We start from the raw sequence: 16461 nt of genomic DNA on the forward strand, positions 1-16461 counted from the left end.
CGGGCCGGGCGGCTCGCCAACGGGCAGCGCCCGCTGGCCGAGCCGCGCGTCCAGCCGGCCCAGCAGGCCGGTGCGCTGGCCGGGCGCCGCGCGCCGGGCGATCACGCCGATGTCCGGGTATGCCGACCGCAGCCGGGTAACCGCGGCGTCGGTGATGCCCATCTCAGCGTGCTGGGCTGAGGTGTTCGCGTTGGACAGGACCTGGCGCACCGCTTCGAGCTGGTTGGCCAGCCGCCGGTCGGCGGTGGACGCGCCCTGCGAGGCTCTGGGCGTCTGACCCCAGCACAGCGTGGGCAGCCTGGTGTCGGTGAACGGGCAGACCTGCGTGGCCCGGAAGATGTTGACATGGCGGATCTGGTTGTCGGGTGGCGAGGCGATCCAGATCGCCGGCAGCTCCGCTTGCAGGTTCTGCACCGAGATCAGAATCCGGTACGGTACGGAACGGGTGGCCCGCTGCGACGAGCCCTCAATTCCGTTGATCGTCACCGAGATCGCGCTGATGTGACCGTTGCGGTCGTTGGACAATGGTTGCAGGCTGGTGAACATTCCGGCGGCCGCACGGAGTTCCTCACGCGTGACTGGCACGGGCCATCATCTCCTCGGCATCAAGCAAATGGGTTGGGCATTCCACGGGATCCCGGTCCGCGGCGCGATATCCGGTCAGCTCGCCCCTGGCGGCGTCGAGCGCGTGGAAGCGCCCCACCTTTTTGGCGTGTCCGGTCAGCAGGGCGATGAGGGCGGCGGTCTGTATGCCGCCGACGACGGCCGCGCTCGTCACGATCGCCGGCACGGGTGCGGTGCCCAGGATGTCGGTGCACGAGCGGCGCTCGGGCTGTCGGGCGATGGAGGCGCCCAGCCAGCAGATCAGACAGCGGCCGTCGTCGCGTGGGTCGCAGACGTGCACACGCCCGACGAACCCGTCCACCGCCCCGTTGACCAGCGGGATGCCCAGACTCTCGGTGACGACGTTGAGCACCCAACGGGTCTGCTGGTTGTCCGGGCAGGACAGCACTGCGTCGGCCTCGCGCAGGCGTTCGCGGAGTTCCTTGAGCCGCATGCGTTGCGCGGCGATATCGGGATCGCTGATGTAGTCCTGATCAGCCATCTCGCCGATCAACGCGTCGCGGTGCTGGGGTGCGATGACCATTTGTAGGGCACGTGTTCCTACCATGGGGTTGATCCCGGTCAGACGCTGCGCCGCCAGGCGCGCCTTGGGCAGGCCGACGTCCTCGAGGTCGAAGAGGATCTGCCGGTTGAGGTTGTGCGCCTCGATGGTGTCGTCCATGTCCACCACGCACAGCTCCACCGTCCCGTCGGCCGGGGTGGCGGCCAGCGTCGCCGACGCCCAACTGCCCAGTGCACCGGCCCCGCACATGACCAGCCGGATCTGCGGGAGCCGTTCGGGCAGCACGACATCGCCCGTCGCCAAAGGCGACCAGTCGATGGTCGGCGCCGCGATCGGCTCGCGATGAACCGGCCGCACCGCCGCCCGGCCGGGTCCGGCGACCACGGCCTCGGGGCCAAGCGGCACGCTCGCCACCACCGTGTCACCGTCGACGATCGCGGTGACCCGAGCGTCGGCCGCCCGCCCGTGGACGATGATCTCGAAGCCATCGTCGTCGGGATCGAGGAGCCCGCGCAGCGCTGGGGCATCGGTGTTCGCCAAGGTGGCTCTGCGGCCGATGCCGGGATAGCTCACCCACAGCCGTTCCTCGACCCAGCTCGACAGCACAGCCGGTCCCCGGACGAGGGCGCCCAGCAGGCCGAGAACCGCTTGCGCGGTCAGGCCACCGCTGATCGCGGCGAGCGCCGCGGTCAGCACGTTAGGCCCGTCATCCGGCACCTCGACCGGCGAAGGTCCGATGTGGATTGACAGGGGGAGGACCTGCCCCCACACCGCGACATCGCCTTGCCGGGCGATCGCCGCGACCTCCGCCGCCGTGGGGGTCGCGATCCGCATGCCGTCCAGTGGCAGCGGATCAACGTCCACCGCGATCGCCGGATCTACCGCGCTGAGCCGGTGGACCAGAGCGGCGCCCAACCTGCCGCCCACATCCTCGGGTCGGAGCAGGAACTGGTGCGCCACATCGGCCGGGAGCACCTCGCGATCGGCCAGGCAGAGCCGGAGCCGGCCGTGCCTGGCCGCGAACCCCAACGCCGCCAAGCACTGCAGCAGGTACGGCAGCGCCTTTCCCGTGCCGTACACCGACAATCGCGCATCGGCGATCAGATCCTGCACCACCAGGCCACGCTGGCGGGAGTACCGGTCGGCAGCTGACATCAGGCAGCACCGCCGACGGCACCGCCACCGACGACATTGTCGCCGGGCAGGCCGACGGAGAGCATCTGGCCGACGAACCGGTCGGCGGGCTGCTCGTCGACGATCTGGCCATCCTTGTCCCGCACGCTGAAGTTGTTGCCGGGAGCGATAAACCCGCTCGACTCCACGGTCTGCCGGACGGTCTGGCCGGCCTGCACCGGAACCTGCTGGTTCATGTCGGTGAGCGCGTTGCGAAAGGTGATGGTGTTCATTGATTCCTCCGAGATTCCCGCGGGGTTCGTACCGTCACTCGCCAACTGACGGACAGCACGGCACTCGGAGGCCGGGGTCAGCCCACTTCCGGAGGCGAGGGCCGCCAGCTAACCTGGACCGTGCCTAGCCCGCCGTCGCGCAGCTGCCGCTCAAGGCGCGGAAGGGTTCCCGGTGCGGGCACGCCGACGATCCACGCGCCGCTCTCGTCCACCTGTACCTGTATCGGTGGCTTGTCGGGGACGAGGTTCTGATAGCCGGCGTACCGCTGCCGGCCCAACGGTGTGCGCATCACCATCCGCTGGTTGGCCGAGCCACGCCACAGCAGCCGGGTCGGCGCCGCGGCGTTGTACCGTCCGGTCATCAGCACGTCGGCGTGTTCGATCGCCCGCAGCTGTTCGGGTTTCAGCTCGGACAGCTCGAACCCTGTGTATACGAGGATGTCGCACTCCCGCGAGGCTTTGCGGCGTACCCTGTCCGCGGCGACGAGCAGGGCGGCGACCGCCTCCGGCTGGACCAAAGGCTCGCCGCCGCTGAGCGTCAGGCCGGTGGCGCCGGCGTCCACCGCCTCGGCCCATTCCACCGCAAGGCTTTCCACGCTGACCTCGACGCCGCCCGTCTCGTCCCAGGTGTCAAGCGACATGCAGCCCCGGCACGCCAGCGGGCAGCCTTGCACCCATATGCCCCAACGGGTTCCGGGCCCCAGCACCTTGACCGGGAAGTGGGTGCGGTTGACCCGCAGCGTCCTCGCCGGGTTCACGGTGCGCTCCGCAGTCCCCGGCGCTGCTGGACCGCCTCGGTGAAGGTCGGATCGCCTACGGTACGGGTCAGAGCGTCGAAATACGCATCCTCCGCCGCGGTATAGGCCTCCCGGACCGCCCGCACGGATTCCTCCGGGATCTGTGCGGCGCCAGCGGTTTCGGCGTACGCGGGATTGATCCTGGCCGCCGAGGCGCGCATCAGCGTGTCGAAGCGGCTGCGCCGGTTGCGGTGGCGCACATAGGCTTCCTGGAACGGGTGGCGGCGGGCCAAGCCCAGCATGAACGCCATGGCGCCGATGACAAGCAGCAGTGCCACGAACATCACCACGATCGTGACCTGCGTCAGGTGCAGCCGCTGGCTCGCCTCGGTCTGGAGGGCCTGCCCGCGGACCCCGCCGAGCAGGGCGATGACCGCGAGCCACCCGATCGCCAGGACCAGGATGGCGTGGAGGATACGGCGTTCCGCGGTGGTGGCCTGACGGTTGCGGATCAGCAGTCCAGCGATGAACGGCGCCGCGACGACGACCGCGGAGCTGAGCACCGCCATCCACCGGCCCAGATCGCCGTCGGGGGTCGCGAACAGGCGCGGGAAGATGAAGAACTGCACCGGCAGTTCGGCGGCGACAAGGCCGGCGAGGATGAGCAGGCGCCAGGGCAGCCCGAGCGGCTGGCTCTCGCCTTCCCACCGCGCTTCGGCGTCATTGTTGTTGGTGTCATTCCCATTGTTGGTGTCATTGCCGGTGTTGGCGATCGCGGCGTCGTCGAGCCGAAGCGCCTCGAGGGCGCGGTCCTGCACGGCCAGCTCGGCCATGCGGGCTCGGGCATCGTTCATCCGCGCGGCCTGCTCGTCGCGCATCTCGCGCAGCGGCGCGACGCGTTCGCCGGTGAGCCGGTGCGACTCGTGCAACGCCGCGACCGCCGCCTCGCCTTGGTGCCGCAGGCTGCGAATGTAGGCCGGATCGTACACATCGGACGGTGGCTCCTGCGGGCTGCCGAAAGACCAGTGGTCGAAGTTGGCGGCGCGGGCGTCGGCGACCCCGCGCACCTCCGCCTCGGCGATAAGCTCGGCCGCCGACCGGCGCGGGTTGACCACCGGCACCGGCAGGGGTGTCAGCCGGCTGGCGTCCACGCCGAAGAAGGTCGCCCAGACCAGCCACCAGCGGGAGATGATGCGCTGCAACATGTTTATGCCCTCGCTCAGCTGTGGGAATAGACCATGACTGTGCCCTCGGCGTGCAGGGCGAACCGGACGACCTGATAGGACTCCAGCGGCCGGCGCACCGATGGTGCGATCTCTCGCTGGTTGACGAAGGTGCCGTTCGGCGTCGGGTTCGGCTCGATCCAGGCCCGGCCGTCGGCGTCGACCCCGACGACCGCGTGGCGGCGCGAGACGTTGCCGAAGGAGCGGAACAGGCGGCCGTGGTGCCCATGCCGGCCGAGCTCGACCTGGCTGCCCAGCTCGACCTCGACGTTGCCGTCGCGGAACCGGATCACCAGCGCAGGCGGGGTCAGCGTCCGGTGGCACTCGACACATTCGTCGTTGCCGGGATGCGGCCGGGCGCCGCAGTTCCAGCACGCCAGCATCGGGTCGGGGGCGGCCGGCGCCAAGGGCTCGGCGGGCATCGCGTCCGGTCCGAACTCCGGTGCCGATTCCGGCTCATAGCTGTCGAGCGAGCGGATGTGTATGTCGCACATCAGCGCGTCGTCGGGGAAGAGGCGCTGCGGCCCGCAGATCGTGCATACCTGGCTCATCGGTGCCTACCGCCGGTCCGCCGGGACAGGGACGCCTTCGGTGATGTACGCCTCCAGTTGCGGCCCGGCCGTGACCGAACCGGCGCGGGCGTCGGTGACGACCACCCGCGCGCCCGGCTGGCAGTCGCGGTCGAACAGCAAGCGCGCCAACGGGTTGATGAGGTTGCTCTCGAGCAGGTTGCCGATGCCCCGGCCGCCGTTGGGCAAGTCGACGGTGCACGCCGCGGCGAGCTGGTGGCGCGCCGTATCGGTGATCTCCAGCGAGATCCTCAGCTCCCTGGCGACTTTCGCGACGATGTTGCGTACCTGAAGATCGAAGACTCGGCGCGCGACCTCTGCAGTGATGAAGTTGAAGACGACGATGTTGTCGCCCAGCCGGTTGAGCAGCTCCGGCCGGCCGAGTTTGTCGGTGAAGTGGTCCCGCACGGCGGTCTTGACGGTCTGCTCCAGCTCCGGATAGGGCATGCCGGGCTTGACGAGCTGTCGCCGATCGCCGGTCTGCGGGTCGGTCTCGGAGACCCCCAGGTTCGAGGTGAAAATCAACACGCACTCGGAGAAGTACGTGGTGATTCCCTGCCCGTCGGTGAGCCGCCCGTCCTCCAGGATCTGGAGGAACTTGTCCAGCACCGACTTGTGCGCCTTCTCGATCTCGTCGAAGAGCACCACCTGGAACGGGTTGCGCCGCACCGCACCGGTCAGCTCACCGCCGGCCTCGAAGCCCACATAACCGGGTGGCGCACCGATGAGCCGGTCGGCGGCGTGGTCAGCGGCGAACTCGCTCATGTCGAAGCGCAGGTAGGCGTTGGCGTCGCCGAACAGCAACTCGGCGACCTGTTTGGCGAGTTCGGTCTTGCCGACGCCGGTGGGCCCGGCGAAGAACAGGACACCGCGAGGTCGCGACACCGTACTGGTGGCCTGCGCGCCCGACAGCCCCAGCGCCGCACGCTTGAGGATGTCGAGGGTCTTGTCGATCGCGCGATCCTGGCCGATGATCCGCTCGCGGATAAGTTCCTGACCGCGGTTGATCTGGTGGCGCACGCTGTCGTGCTTCCACTTGTTGTCCTCGACGCCGAGCTTGTACATGCGGACCGCGTCGGCGACGCGGTCGATGCCCAGGCCGCGGTCGCGGGCGAGCTTGGTGACCTCCTGCATGGAGCGCAACGTCATGCCGTCGGTCCGCTTGGCGAACTCGGCAACCGCGTCGCCGGCCATCTCCCCGGCCGCTTCGGCGAAGCCGGGCAGCGACGGGATGAGCGCGCGGGCCATCTTCTCCCGGTCGTCGAGGGTCGGCATGCCCAGTGCGATGGTCCGGATCGGCTCGACCCCGGTGGTCAACCAGGCTGGCAGGTCCCGTTCGCCTTCGACGATCCAGATGATCGGGTTGAAGAGGGCGCCGCGACGGCCGCCCACCTCGATTGGGTCGGCGGTCAGCGCGAGCTTTTGGCAGTACAGGAAGAAGTCCCGCTCGTTGAGCTCGAGCTGGCCCGGGGTGCGGATGATCCGGGCCGCGTAGTCGAGGACGAACGCGGCACGGACCGTGGGCCTCTCGTGCCTGCGCTTGGCCAGCGCCGCGGGTTGTTGTTGCTGCTGCGGGGGTTGCTGTTGCCCCTGCGGCGGTCCGGGGTCGGTGCCGCCGCTCTCCGGCGGCGGCATCTCCGCCATGCCCGCGACCCGCCCGAGGTGGCCGCGCAGCTGGTCCAGTGACGGCCGCCGCCCGATGGCCCGGCTGCCCAGCAGCTGCTGCCCGGCCGCCACGGCTTGCGGCGGGTACACGCTGATGCCGTCGACCGGGTCGTAACACAACAAGGCCTGATAATCGCTGCTTTCAAGGGCTTCCCACAGCAGCCGGGTCAGCGTCGTCGGCTTCGGGAGCTGGCCGGGTGGCTCCACCAGGAACTGGTCGCGCACGTTGCCGTGCAACACATACTGCGAGTGCACCGCGAGCGTGCCGACCAGTTCCTTGACGAAGGAGGGGTACCCAGGCAGCAGCGTTTCCGGGGCGGTCATGACCCGACCTGCCGGTGGTGCACCTGCGGCGCGGCGATCGTGATGCTGCTGGTGGTGGTCCCGAGCTCGGCGGCGTTGGCCGGCGCCAGATACTGAGGCAGGCGGTCGGAGTCCACGCGGACCTCGGCCTGCAGGGTCTGCCCGAGCGCAGTCAGGCTCCGGTTGAACTCGTCGCAGCGGCTTCGGTTGCGCAGCAACGCCTCATCCCCCTGCAACTGATCGACGTGGCGATAGAGCCGTCCGTGCACGAGACCCTCCGAGTCCACCCAGACCTTGGCGCTGTTCTCACCCCGCCAGTCGGTCCGGCTCATCCGCAGCCCGGCGTGGTGCCTGACGTCGAACTCCTCCTCCACGGTGTAACCCTGCTCGGTGAGGCACCGGCGGACGGTCTCGCGTACGAAGTGCTGGCGGGTCGTCTCGGCGGCCCACTCGACAGCTTCGAGGCCTTCGCTGCGCAGCGCGGGCGTCAGGTCGGCCTCGCCGATGACGACCGCGTGCAGCCGGGCAGCGGTGCCCAGCAGGGGAGCCGGCGGGTCGACCCGGGCCACGATCGGGTCCTCGAGAGCGCTGAGCCATTGCGCCGCAAGGCGTCTGCGGGCAAGCTTCGCGTTGGTCGCCTCGATGCTCAGTTCGAGTTCCAGCAAAAACGAGGCGGCCTCGCGCGGGTCGTCGCCGCCGGCCTTGGCCGCCAGGCGCAGCACCTCGGCGTGGTCGCTTTCACTCGCATCCGGGTCGAGACCGGCAAGGGCCGCCTCGATCGCGCTGCTATCCGCTGTGGACACGGATGCGACAGTGGTCCCGCGCGTGTAGCGGTTGCGCAGCGTCTCCTGGTGGCGGGCGAGCGCCGCGGCCGTCCAGGCGAACGCGTTCGCCGTGGCGCTCGGTGTGGTCGCCGCGCCCGGAAGCTCCATGGTGTTGCGGAGCATCGCCACCTCGTACATCGCCTGCTGCGCCACGGTGAGCATGCCGGCGGCGGTGGAAAGCCAGCTGACCACCTCGCCGGTGGAGCGCCCGGCCATGCTCATCGGCTCGGGCAGGGTGACGGCGGCGCCAGCACGGTCCGTCCGCTCCTTGAACATGCGGATGCGGGCATTGAGCTCGACGACGTCCGCGGCGAGGGCGCTCCACAGCGCCGAGTTCAGCTCGGCGTTGGCCTGCCCTGCGACCTGTCGTTCAAGCTCCGCACCGTAATCGCCGATCGCGCGCACCGCGCCTTCGGCCGCGCCGTTGGCCGCACGGGCGATCAGGAACGCCGCGGCGGCGGCGCCCACCACCACCGCCGCACCGGCCGCCAGTACAGCACCGGCCGGAAGGAAAAGAACTGCTCCACCACTCATGAAATCCTCCTCATCTGGATTTGACGGACGCTGTGTACGGTTGCGCCTACGCGGACGGTGCCACCGCCACGGCCTGAGCGGCCTGCTCGGCGGCGGCCCGATCGATCTCCTCCTCCTCACGCCGCGATTCCACGCGCCACCGCAGGTAGCGCCAGACCGTCCAGACGAGCACGCCGCCGCCCGCCGCCAGCGGGGTGACGGCGGGGGCATACGCGGTCAACGCGTAACCACCACCCAGCACAACCAGAGCGACGATCAGGGCGATCCCGCGGCCCGCGATGGAGCGAGCCGCCCGGCCCAGGGCTATCAAACCCGCGCCCAATATTGAGTATCCCGGATGGAATCGGCCTCCGATCTCCCACGCCAGCAAGGCTTCAGCGGTGAGACCGACCAATGCGGCCAGGATCGCGGCGAGCCAGGCGTCGACGATCGAGGCGTCCTGCGCCACCCCCGCCAGGTCGCTCACGCCGATCAGCAGCGCGCAGATCGCTGTCATGGCGAAGATGCTTGCCACCGCCCAGGAGAGCGCCAGCGGGCGGTTCTGCCGCCGCGACCACTCGCGAAGAGTCCGGTGGCGGTGCTGCCACGCCCGTTGCCGGGCGGCGGCTCGCTCCTGCTCGTCACGTTCGGTGGCGCACTCCTGGGCATAGTCGCGCAGGCGGTATGCGGGCCAGAGGCCGTCGGGACGGCGCAGCAGGGCGTCGTACCAGTCCAGCCGTGCACGGCGGGCGAAGGCCCGCACCTCCTGCGCGATCGCCTCCCGCTGCTCGTCGTTGGCGGTCGCGGCGAACAGACACAGCGCCAGCATGCGGTCTTCCCAGGTGCGATCACGCCTGCGGCCCAGCAGTTGCCCGGCGATCGGGTTGGGGCCGGTCAGCATCGCCCTGGCCCGCGCGTCCGGCAGGGTCTGTGCCGTCTCGTTCCACACGCTGACCTGCGCCGCCCAGCGGCGCCGCACGTCGGCCAGCCCTTCCCCGCCCTCCAGATCCGCTGACGCCGCACCGGTTTCCAGCAGCCGCAGCAGGTTGAACGACCACAGCTGCCGGACTATGACCGGCAGGGTGCCCTCGCCTCGCGCGGCGTCGCGGGCCAGGTCGGGCAGCATGCGCCAGCTGATGTTCAGCCCGCGGTAGACCGGCGGCTCCTGCGGCGACAGGTGGCGCACGAGCCGCAGCAGGCGCACGTCGGCTGGCTCGTCGTGGCGCATCGGCTGCGGCATCGGGGGCAGCTGGGGCAGCCCGTCCATCCACCGCTGGAGCCGTTCCAGCAGCTGTGAATCGTTGCCGTACAAGGCTCGTACGGCGTTGGCCCAAGTGGCGGTCAGAGCCAGTGCCAGCGGGCGGCGGTGGCGATACTCCACGCCTTCGTACTCGAACGGTTCGGTGGTCTCGCGCAGCTCGTCGTCGACCTGGCGGATCTCGACCGGAGCCGCCACCTCCTCGTGGTTGAGCCACCGCTCGACCTGCGACAGACCCCAGCGGGTGTGCCAGTTCTGCGCCAGCAAACCCTGGCACAGCAGCCGGATTCGTAGATTCAAGACCGCCTCCAGCCCGATCGGCCCGCTGGTGACATAGACGCGGATGGACGCATCGTTCTCGACGCCCTCCAGCAGGCGGCGTCCGGTCGTCAGCTCCAGCACGCTCATGCCGAGTGACCACCAGTCGTAGGTCAGCGACAGCATCGAGCCGCTCATGAACTCCGGTGGCATATAACGCGTCGTGCCAGAGCTGTCCGCCAGGATTTCCGTCTGGCCGCGCACGCGCCGGCTCAGGTCGAAGTCGACTAGGGCGATCTCGAACGGCGACAGCGAACGCACCACGATGTTGGCCGGCTTGATGTCACGATGCGCGATTCGCTGGCTGTGCAACCGGCGCAGCGCCTGGCTCACCTGCCGGACGATCTCCTCCAGGTCGGCGGTGTCCAAACCGGAGGGATTGCTCTCCCGCAACTCCGTCAGGCTCCGGCCGGGCAGGTACTCCATGACCTCGTATGGGTACCCATCCTCGAAACCGGTTTCGAAGACCTCCACCAGGTGGCGGCTGTCGCGCCGGCGCAGCAGCGCCCACACCTCGTCGCTGGGCGGGTCGCCCTGGTAGATCTTCAGCACCCGCTCGGTGCCGGTGGCGCGTTCGCGTACCTCGTACACGGCCGACGCTGCACCCCGCCGGATCACCCGAGTGATCTTGAATCGTACATCGAGCCCTGCCGGCAGCCCTTCCGGAACGGTCGGGCCACCGGTCGCCGCCGGCCGGGTCCGTCCGGGATCCAGTTCGGTGATGTCATCGGCCCTCTCCTGCTCGGGGCGTTGCCGCCCCGGGTCCAGGCGCGTGAGGTCACCGCCGTCTGCGGGCTGGTTGTCTGGTGTCGTCATGACGCTACTTGGGACACTTCAGCTCGACCACGACCGAGCGGTTGCGCGCCGCAGCCGCTGGGATCAGCACGCCATCCTTGGTCATGTCGACCTCGCGGCCCGGCCATTTCTCACCCGCGCCATGCGTCTTGACGCGGCTCTCCGCCACGCCGAGCTGGACCAGAACCGCCTTGACCGCCGCCGCCCGCTGCTCGGACAGGGTTTGGTTGGCCGCGTCGGACCCTTCGCTAGAGGTGGTCCCGGTCAGCATGATCTGCTGGTTGTAGCCTTCGAGGACCTTGGCAAGCGAGTCGAGGAATGTCGTGGCAGCGGCCGGATTGCGGAACTCGGCCTTGCCCACGACGAACCCGACCGGGCTGTTGTCCGGCAGCACCGTGGTCCCGCACCGGTCGAACGCGGGGACCGGTGGCGGTGTGACCACCGTGACCGGGAAGGCGGCCGACACGGCGGTGCGGGTCAGCGCGGTGCGCAGATCCCCGTCGCAGACCGCCCCGGCGTTCTTGGCCACCGTGTGCCACAACTCGCCGACCTGGTCGTGGGTCTCGCCACTGAGCGCCGGCTGCGGGTCGGCGGTCTCGCCCAGCCCGACGAACAGCACCGATCGCCCGGTCAGATCCGGCATCAGGTGCTGCGCCTTGAGAAACGCGGTGACGTCGTCGGCCCGAGCGCCGAACATGCCAGCGTTGCGGAAGCTCAGCGGCCCGGTGGTCACCAGACCGGAGTCCATCACGACGATCGTGCCCTTCTCCGGGGTGACCTGGCCCGCCTGCGTCAGCGCGCCCAGCAGATCCGCCTCCGGCTGCTTGGGCTGGAGGTTGGCGACGAACTGCACGGTCTGGGTGAGGAAGTTCTCCAGGTCCCGGCGCCGGATCTGGTCGTTGCGGCCCTCAGTCTGGAACGTCGCGGTCAGGGCGACGGTCGGCACCCCGTCGACCCGGATCACCTGCACCTTCTGGCCCTGCAACGCCGCCGCCCGCAGCAGCACCTGTACCTCGTCCGGCACCCGGGTGCGAGGGCTGTTGGCTCGGGCGCCGACGACCAGGGTCACGGCCGAACCGGCCTGCACCGGGCAGGTCAGGTTCCACGCCGGTTCCTGTCCGTTGGGCGGCAGGGTTTCGCACGCGTTCGCCGCCGCCGCGACGATGACGGCGGCGGCCAAACCGCGCAGCCGGCGCGCTTGACGCACCAGATTGATGGTCATCGGTGGGGTCCTTCCGTGGTGAACCGGGGGATTTCCTGGGTCGGCTCTAAACCGAGCAGGTTGTTGTCGAACGTCGGATCGTCGGCGGCGTTGGGCTCCGGCACATCGGCGCGGCCGACCGCGGCACCCCGTGCGCCGCCCGGGGCGGCATAGCGAGGGGTGCCGTAAAGGACGCCCGGCGACTCGGACCTGGGCATGCGGCGGTGGAAGCCCGACAGCTCCGCGACCGCCTCGTTTCTGAGCTGTTCAGCGATCATGCGACTTTGGTTCTCGGCCTGCCGCAGGGTCTCGGCGTGCCGCTGCCGTGCCTGCTCGATGGATTCGAGTGTCTGGCGCGCGAACTCCAGCCGGGCGTCGCTTCGCGCCCGCAGACGCGCCACTTCGGATCTGCGGTCAAGCGCCCGCCGGTACTGCTTGACGGCGGGCTCGGGCCGGAAGAACCCGTGCAGTGCCGCGACCACACCGGTCGCCACATAGAGCACAAGGAACAGCAGTGCTCCCAAGCGTTGTGAGGTGGCGTCGGCGCTGTCGGCGAGGGTGCTGGTGGTGACGCCGTCGGCGACGAAGGTCGACTTGCCGGCGCTCGAAGGCAGGCTGATGACGTACCGCGCGACAAAGGCGGCGACGCCCAGCGCCAGCCAGACCCCGGCGGCGATCCAACCGGCCGTCACCGACCCGATGATGTTGCGGGGGTTGGCCGCCTGCCTGGCCTGAAGACCGGCGTAGTAGGACAGGGTCAGGGCCACGAGGGCGAACCCGACGACCGCGACCCGGACCATCCACTCCTCGACATCGAGGACCAGCACCAGCACCTGGTAGAAGGTCACCAGGTCGACGCCGACGGCGGCCAGCATGACCACCCACAGCACGGCGCTGATCTTCGATGCGCCGGCGATCTGTGAAACGTCCCCGTGCACGACCCGGCGGCGCTGGTTGCCCCGCGCACGGCCGCCCTGCGCGATCTGTCCTGCCGGCCCGGTCATCGCTGGCCCTCCGTCGTGTGCGGCGGGATCGGGTCGAAGAAGGGCGTGTCCGGGTTGGTGACGCGGTCTAGCGCGTGGATCACCGCGCCGTTCATGTCGACGAACCGGCTGCGCACGTCCTCGTTGAGCCGCTCGACCTCCTGCACGTAGGCGCGTACCTGGGTGGCAAGCTCGTTGAGCTGCGCGGTGGTGAGGTTGTGGTCGCGCGTCGCGTCCGCCCAGAACTCCTGTATCCTGCCGGCGATGAAGGCGTCCACCGCCGCGATCACCTCACGGTCCGAATGAGATGGAGCCAGCCGCTCCACCAGTCGGTGGATCTCAGGACGCATGCTCTCGAAACGCAGCACCGGCGGCCGCTGGGCCTCCAACTTGCGCAGGCGCTTGACCACCCCGCGCAACACCAGCGGAGTCATGACAGGCAGCCTTATCCTCATGCCGGCATCGCCTCCGGATGGTTGTTGTCCTGATAGGACGGTTCGAGGGGCGGTGGCAGGGTGATGACCCCGTCCACACAGGTGCCGTCCACCCATGGGGGCAAGGACGACAGGATCGCCGGCAGCCGCGATGCGAGGTGGCGGCCCTCAGGATGCTTCTGCACCAAGGCATCCCAGTAGGTGGCGATGCGCAAAACGTAGTAATCGCCGATTCGCCTGCCCGCGGCCTGCGCCGCCGCGAACTCGTGATCGATGCGCGCGCAGGTCTCCTTGATCTCCTGGCGGCACCGGTCAGCGACCTGTATCCGGCGCTCGTGCTCCGCATGCGCGGCGGCGATGCGCCGCTCCCGCATCATCTCCCGCCGGCTGCGCAGCAGAATCTCATCCGTGAGCGCCAGCTCCTGATGGTTGCGCGGCAACATCTCCGTGTCGGTGATCTGTGCGCCGGCCGCCGCCAGGTCGTCGCGCGCCCGCGCCACAGCCTGCTCGGCGCCCTCCAGCTGCTCACGCGATCGCGCCAGCTGCTGCCGCAGACCGGTGGTCCGGTGTACGAAGGCCTCGTACTCCTCGTTGATCCGCACCAGCCCGCAGCTGACAAGCTGCTCCTGGTATGGCGTGCTGACCCTGGCCGACTCATCGGTGAGGTCGAACAGGTCTGTATAGGTAGGGATCTGCTTGCGTCCGTCCTGCCGGCCGTGCCTGGTATCGCTCCTGCGATCCTCGGGGACGTACGGCAGCGAGTCCCCATCCGCGTCCTGCCGCCGCGCGCTCATGTGGCCACCTGGCCCGTCCGCGACGCCGGAACCGCCGGTCCGCAGCGCTCCAGGGCCTCCAGGCACCAGTCGACCAGAACTTCCCGGTACGCCGTCGCGATCTCGGTCAGCACCACAGCCTGCTCGTCCAGGTCCCGCCGCGCGCCCTCACCGGGAAGGCTGTCCTGCGGCACCGGCACGACGATCTCGGTCAGCACCTTCGTGGCGGCCACCGCGTCCCCCGCAGCGGACAACTTCTCGCTCTGCCGGTCCGCGGCGACCACCTCCGACAACCCTGCCCGCAGCCGATCCCGGCACTCCTGCTCGATCAACCCGAGCAGCTCCGCGTGTCTCACCACGATCTGCACCTGACGGACCTGTGAACGCAAGGTGGTACGCATCGTGGTGAGCACGGCGTCCAGCGGCGCGATCTCGTCCAGGTGGGGGACCGAGTGGAGGGGGCCGCGTGCCCTGATATCCGGGACGTCCGGGATATCGAGGGCGGGCAGGGTGGGCTCGGTCCGCGTCAACGCCAGCAGAGCCCGGTGGAGATCCTCGGCGACCGCCTCGCCAACGAGCACCCCGCTGATCGGGTTGCGCTTGCCCGGCCGCTCGGGCACCTGTGGGCGCACCGGATCGTTGAGGACCCGGGCCTGCGCGACCAGACTGATGATGAGCCGGACGAGGTCCCGATGCGTGCGCCGGACCCCGGTCGGTTCTTCGGCCCGATACGCGCACAGCTGGATGACCGATTCCTTGATGAGCAAGCGATGCAGTCGCCGTCGGCGCAGGCCACGCCTGATCGTGACGGCAACGGTGACGATCGCCAGGACCGCGGCGGCCACCACGATCGTCACCTGCGCCGAAAGAGGCCAATGGGTGGATGCCACAACCGTCACTGACGGACAGGCTCACGCCGTTCAGTCTGGAGGGAGAGTGACGATCATGTCGCGGAGTTCGTGCCCCCGATATCTCTGGTTTCATGGTGGCTTGCGGCGGCATGCGGAGGATCAGGCCGTCAAGGGCGAACAGCTTGCCCAGGAAGATCCCGACTCTTGGACCGCGATGTGGGCGCGCCGGAACACTTGTGCGGGCCATCCCCGGACGTGAGTCCCGCCGGATCGGCGCCTTCGGCCAGGCGGCCGGTGGGGCAAATCGCCATCGGGTCGGCACCGACCGCGACCGCGTCCACATTGGTCACTCCGACCGCGACGTCGACCAGTTCACCCCGCGGGGATGGTGGTCCCGCCGGGGAGGGTGACGGGGACCATGGTTGCCGCTCGGCCTGTGAGGTGGTGAGGCCATCGGTGCACGATGTTGCCGGTAGGCATTACGGCCGATTCGATGACAGTGTTCGATGGCTTATGGACAGGCAGACGCCGACAAGGGATGGGAACTCAACGCACAGCGTGCAGATAAGGAGCGACGGTAAGTCGCCAAGACTTACCGTCGTAGAGGCGGGCGATAAGGGTTCAGCTATTCCGATTTGACGTGCGACACGTTGCCGCACGTACGGAGTGAGCGGTGATGGGCACCGACCAGATCTGCGGCGTCTTCCAGGCTGCCTCGGTCCGTCGCATCGACCCCTGGTCAGCCAGCGACGATGCCTTTGCCGCCAGTGCGTGGTTCGCCGGCATACAGGCCATCCCACCAGCGAACGCCATCTTCGATGAACTCCTGCAACGGGATTACCTGACCGGCGCCGTCTGCGACGTGAAGCGGGCTGAACCAAACTCGAACATCGAGGTGCCGAGGAACGCTGCCGCCTTCCTGGAAGAGTTACATGACATGCTCGGCCGGGCCGCCAGCCAAGTGCAAGTCGAGGCTGAGGCGGTCGCGCCAGTCGGCCCAATGCTTCCGGGCAGGTCGATGAACTCCCAGCCATTGACGGGACAACCGCCGAAGCTTCGGACGGCAGCGTCGAAGTCGGCCAGTTCCAGCGGTTCGATGGAAGCCTGGGGGTCGTTCCACCAGCCGTTGCGCAAAGACGCCACAACACGGCTCACGCCGTTGAGGATCAGCGTTGCGATCGTGTCCTCATGCGACGAGCCGTCAATGCGAAGCGTAAGCACTTCGAACGTCGCCATCATGTGCAAGGTTTCTACATCAATTGCCAGATTGAGCCAGATCGCCTCGTTTAAAGCGATGTTGAGCCCGTCACGCTGATCATTGGTCAGACCCACTGGACTAGTGACTGGACCCCGATTATTGGTCCACAACCGATGAGAGTTCTTCGTGGTTGTTGATCCACTGCTGACGGAACGCCTCGGGGGTGAGGCCGTCCAGCGAGCCGTGGGGTCTGTACGTGTTGTACTCGATTCGCCAGTCCTCTG

16 protein-coding genes are annotated in these 16461 nt (G+C 68.9%); all 16 read right to left on the reverse strand.

The genetic code is table 11. The features are described from left to right. A partial coding sequence (locus DM816_RS31040) for a hypothetical protein (protein ID WP_162908022.1) occupies positions 1 to 585 on the reverse strand: 585 nt, incomplete at its 3' end. Beyond that, entirely contained in the window at positions 569 to 2281 is a 1713-nt protein-coding gene (locus tag DM816_RS31045) for a ThiF family adenylyltransferase (RefSeq protein ID WP_117213932.1), read from the reverse strand. The genes DM816_RS31040 and DM816_RS31045, both read right to left, overlap by 17 nt. Further along, the gene (locus tag DM816_RS31050; RefSeq protein ID WP_117213933.1) at positions 2281 to 2532 is read right to left on the reverse strand and encodes a hypothetical protein; all 252 of its coding nucleotides are present in this window, start codon (positions 2530 to 2532) and stop codon (positions 2281 to 2283) included. The genes DM816_RS31045 and DM816_RS31050 overlap by 1 nt, the downstream gene beginning before the upstream one ends. A gap of 77 nt (positions 2533 to 2609) precedes the next feature. Further along, positions 2610 to 3290, reverse strand: coding sequence for a 4Fe-4S single cluster domain-containing protein (locus DM816_RS31055; protein ID WP_117213934.1), 681 nt, complete (start codon positions 3288 to 3290; stop codon positions 2610 to 2612). After that, entirely contained in the window at positions 3287 to 4474 is a 1188-nt protein-coding gene (locus tag DM816_RS31060) for a hypothetical protein (RefSeq protein WP_117213935.1), read from the reverse strand. The genes DM816_RS31055 and DM816_RS31060 overlap by 4 nt, the downstream gene beginning before the upstream one ends. A gap of 14 nt (positions 4475 to 4488) precedes the next feature. Then, a complete protein-coding gene (locus DM816_RS31065; RefSeq protein ID WP_117213936.1) occupies positions 4489 to 5043 on the reverse strand; it encodes an FHA domain-containing protein in 555 nt (184 codons plus the stop codon). A gap of 6 nt (positions 5044 to 5049) precedes the next feature. Then, entirely contained in the window at positions 5050 to 7050 is a 2001-nt protein-coding gene (locus DM816_RS31070) for an AAA family ATPase (protein WP_117213937.1), read from the reverse strand. Next, entirely contained in the window at positions 7047 to 8387 is a 1341-nt protein-coding gene (locus tag DM816_RS31075) for a hypothetical protein (protein ID WP_117213938.1), read from the reverse strand. Before DM816_RS31075 ends, DM816_RS31070 begins: the two co-directional genes overlap by 4 nt. 46 nt (positions 8388 to 8433) lie before the next feature. Next, complete coding sequence (locus tag DM816_RS31080) at positions 8434 to 10758, reverse strand: protein kinase domain-containing protein (RefSeq protein WP_117213939.1); 2325 nt, start codon at positions 10756 to 10758, stop codon at positions 8434 to 8436. A gap of 4 nt (positions 10759 to 10762) precedes the next feature. Next, positions 10763 to 11959, reverse strand: coding sequence for an OmpA family protein (locus DM816_RS31085; RefSeq protein ID WP_117213940.1), 1197 nt, complete (start codon positions 11957 to 11959; stop codon positions 10763 to 10765). Continuing rightward, entirely contained in the window at positions 11956 to 12942 is a 987-nt protein-coding gene (locus DM816_RS31090) for a hypothetical protein (RefSeq protein WP_117213941.1), read from the reverse strand. The genes DM816_RS31085 and DM816_RS31090 overlap by 4 nt, the downstream gene beginning before the upstream one ends. Further along, on the reverse strand, positions 12939 to 13355 hold the full coding sequence (locus tag DM816_RS31095) for a hypothetical protein (RefSeq protein ID WP_117213942.1): 417 nt from the start codon (positions 13353 to 13355) through the stop codon (positions 12939 to 12941). Before DM816_RS31095 ends, DM816_RS31090 begins: the two co-directional genes overlap by 4 nt. A gap of 17 nt (positions 13356 to 13372) precedes the next feature. Beyond that, a complete protein-coding gene (locus tag DM816_RS31100; RefSeq protein WP_117213943.1) occupies positions 13373 to 14149 on the reverse strand; it encodes a hypothetical protein in 777 nt (258 codons plus the stop codon). Continuing rightward, a complete protein-coding gene (locus DM816_RS31105; RefSeq protein ID WP_162908023.1) occupies positions 14146 to 15027 on the reverse strand; it encodes a hypothetical protein in 882 nt (293 codons plus the stop codon). The genes DM816_RS31100 and DM816_RS31105 overlap by 4 nt, the downstream gene beginning before the upstream one ends. 789 nt (positions 15028 to 15816) lie before the next feature. Continuing rightward, the gene (locus DM816_RS31110; RefSeq protein WP_117213945.1) at positions 15817 to 16311 is read right to left on the reverse strand and encodes a hypothetical protein; all 495 of its coding nucleotides are present in this window, start codon (positions 16309 to 16311) and stop codon (positions 15817 to 15819) included. A gap of 22 nt (positions 16312 to 16333) precedes the next feature. Next, a partial coding sequence (locus DM816_RS45980; RefSeq protein WP_162907721.1) for an integrase core domain-containing protein occupies positions 16334 to 16461 on the reverse strand: 128 nt, incomplete at its 5' end.

Source organism: Allorhizocola rhizosphaerae (genome assembly GCF_003426775.1).
In the GTDB taxonomy this organism is placed as follows: Bacteria; Actinomycetota; Actinomycetes; order Mycobacteriales; family Micromonosporaceae; genus Allorhizocola; species Allorhizocola rhizosphaerae.

Coding starts and splice junctions, on each gene's coding strand:
- DM816_RS31045 (WP_117213932.1), bottom strand. CDS start 2,281: ATGTCAGCTGCCGACCGGTACTCCCGCCAGCGTGGCCTGGTGGTGCAG.
- DM816_RS31050 (WP_117213933.1), bottom strand. CDS start 2,532: ATGAACACCATCACCTTTCGCAACGCGCTCACCGACATGAACCAGCAG.
- DM816_RS31060 (WP_117213935.1), bottom strand. CDS start 4,474: ATGTTGCAGCGCATCATCTCCCGCTGGTGGCTGGTCTGGGCGACCTTC.
- DM816_RS31065 (WP_117213936.1), bottom strand. CDS start 5,043: ATGAGCCAGGTATGCACGATCTGCGGGCCGCAGCGCCTCTTCCCCGAC.
- DM816_RS31070 (WP_117213937.1), bottom strand. CDS start 7,050: ATGACCGCCCCGGAAACGCTGCTGCCTGGGTACCCCTCCTTCGTCAAG.
- DM816_RS31075 (WP_117213938.1), bottom strand. CDS start 8,387: ATGAGTGGTGGAGCAGTTCTTTTCCTTCCGGCCGGTGCTGTACTGGCG.
- DM816_RS31080 (WP_117213939.1), bottom strand. CDS start 10,758: ATGACGACACCAGACAACCAGCCCGCAGACGGCGGTGACCTCACGCGC.
- DM816_RS31085 (WP_117213940.1), bottom strand. CDS start 11,959: ATGACCATCAATCTGGTGCGTCAAGCGCGCCGGCTGCGCGGTTTGGCC.
- DM816_RS31090 (WP_117213941.1), bottom strand. CDS start 12,942: ATGACCGGGCCGGCAGGACAGATCGCGCAGGGCGGCCGTGCGCGGGGC.
- DM816_RS31095 (WP_117213942.1), bottom strand. CDS start 13,355: ATGACTCCGCTGGTGTTGCGCGGGGTGGTCAAGCGCCTGCGCAAGTTG.
- DM816_RS31100 (WP_117213943.1), bottom strand. CDS start 14,149: ATGAGCGCGCGGCGGCAGGACGCGGATGGGGACTCGCTGCCGTACGTC.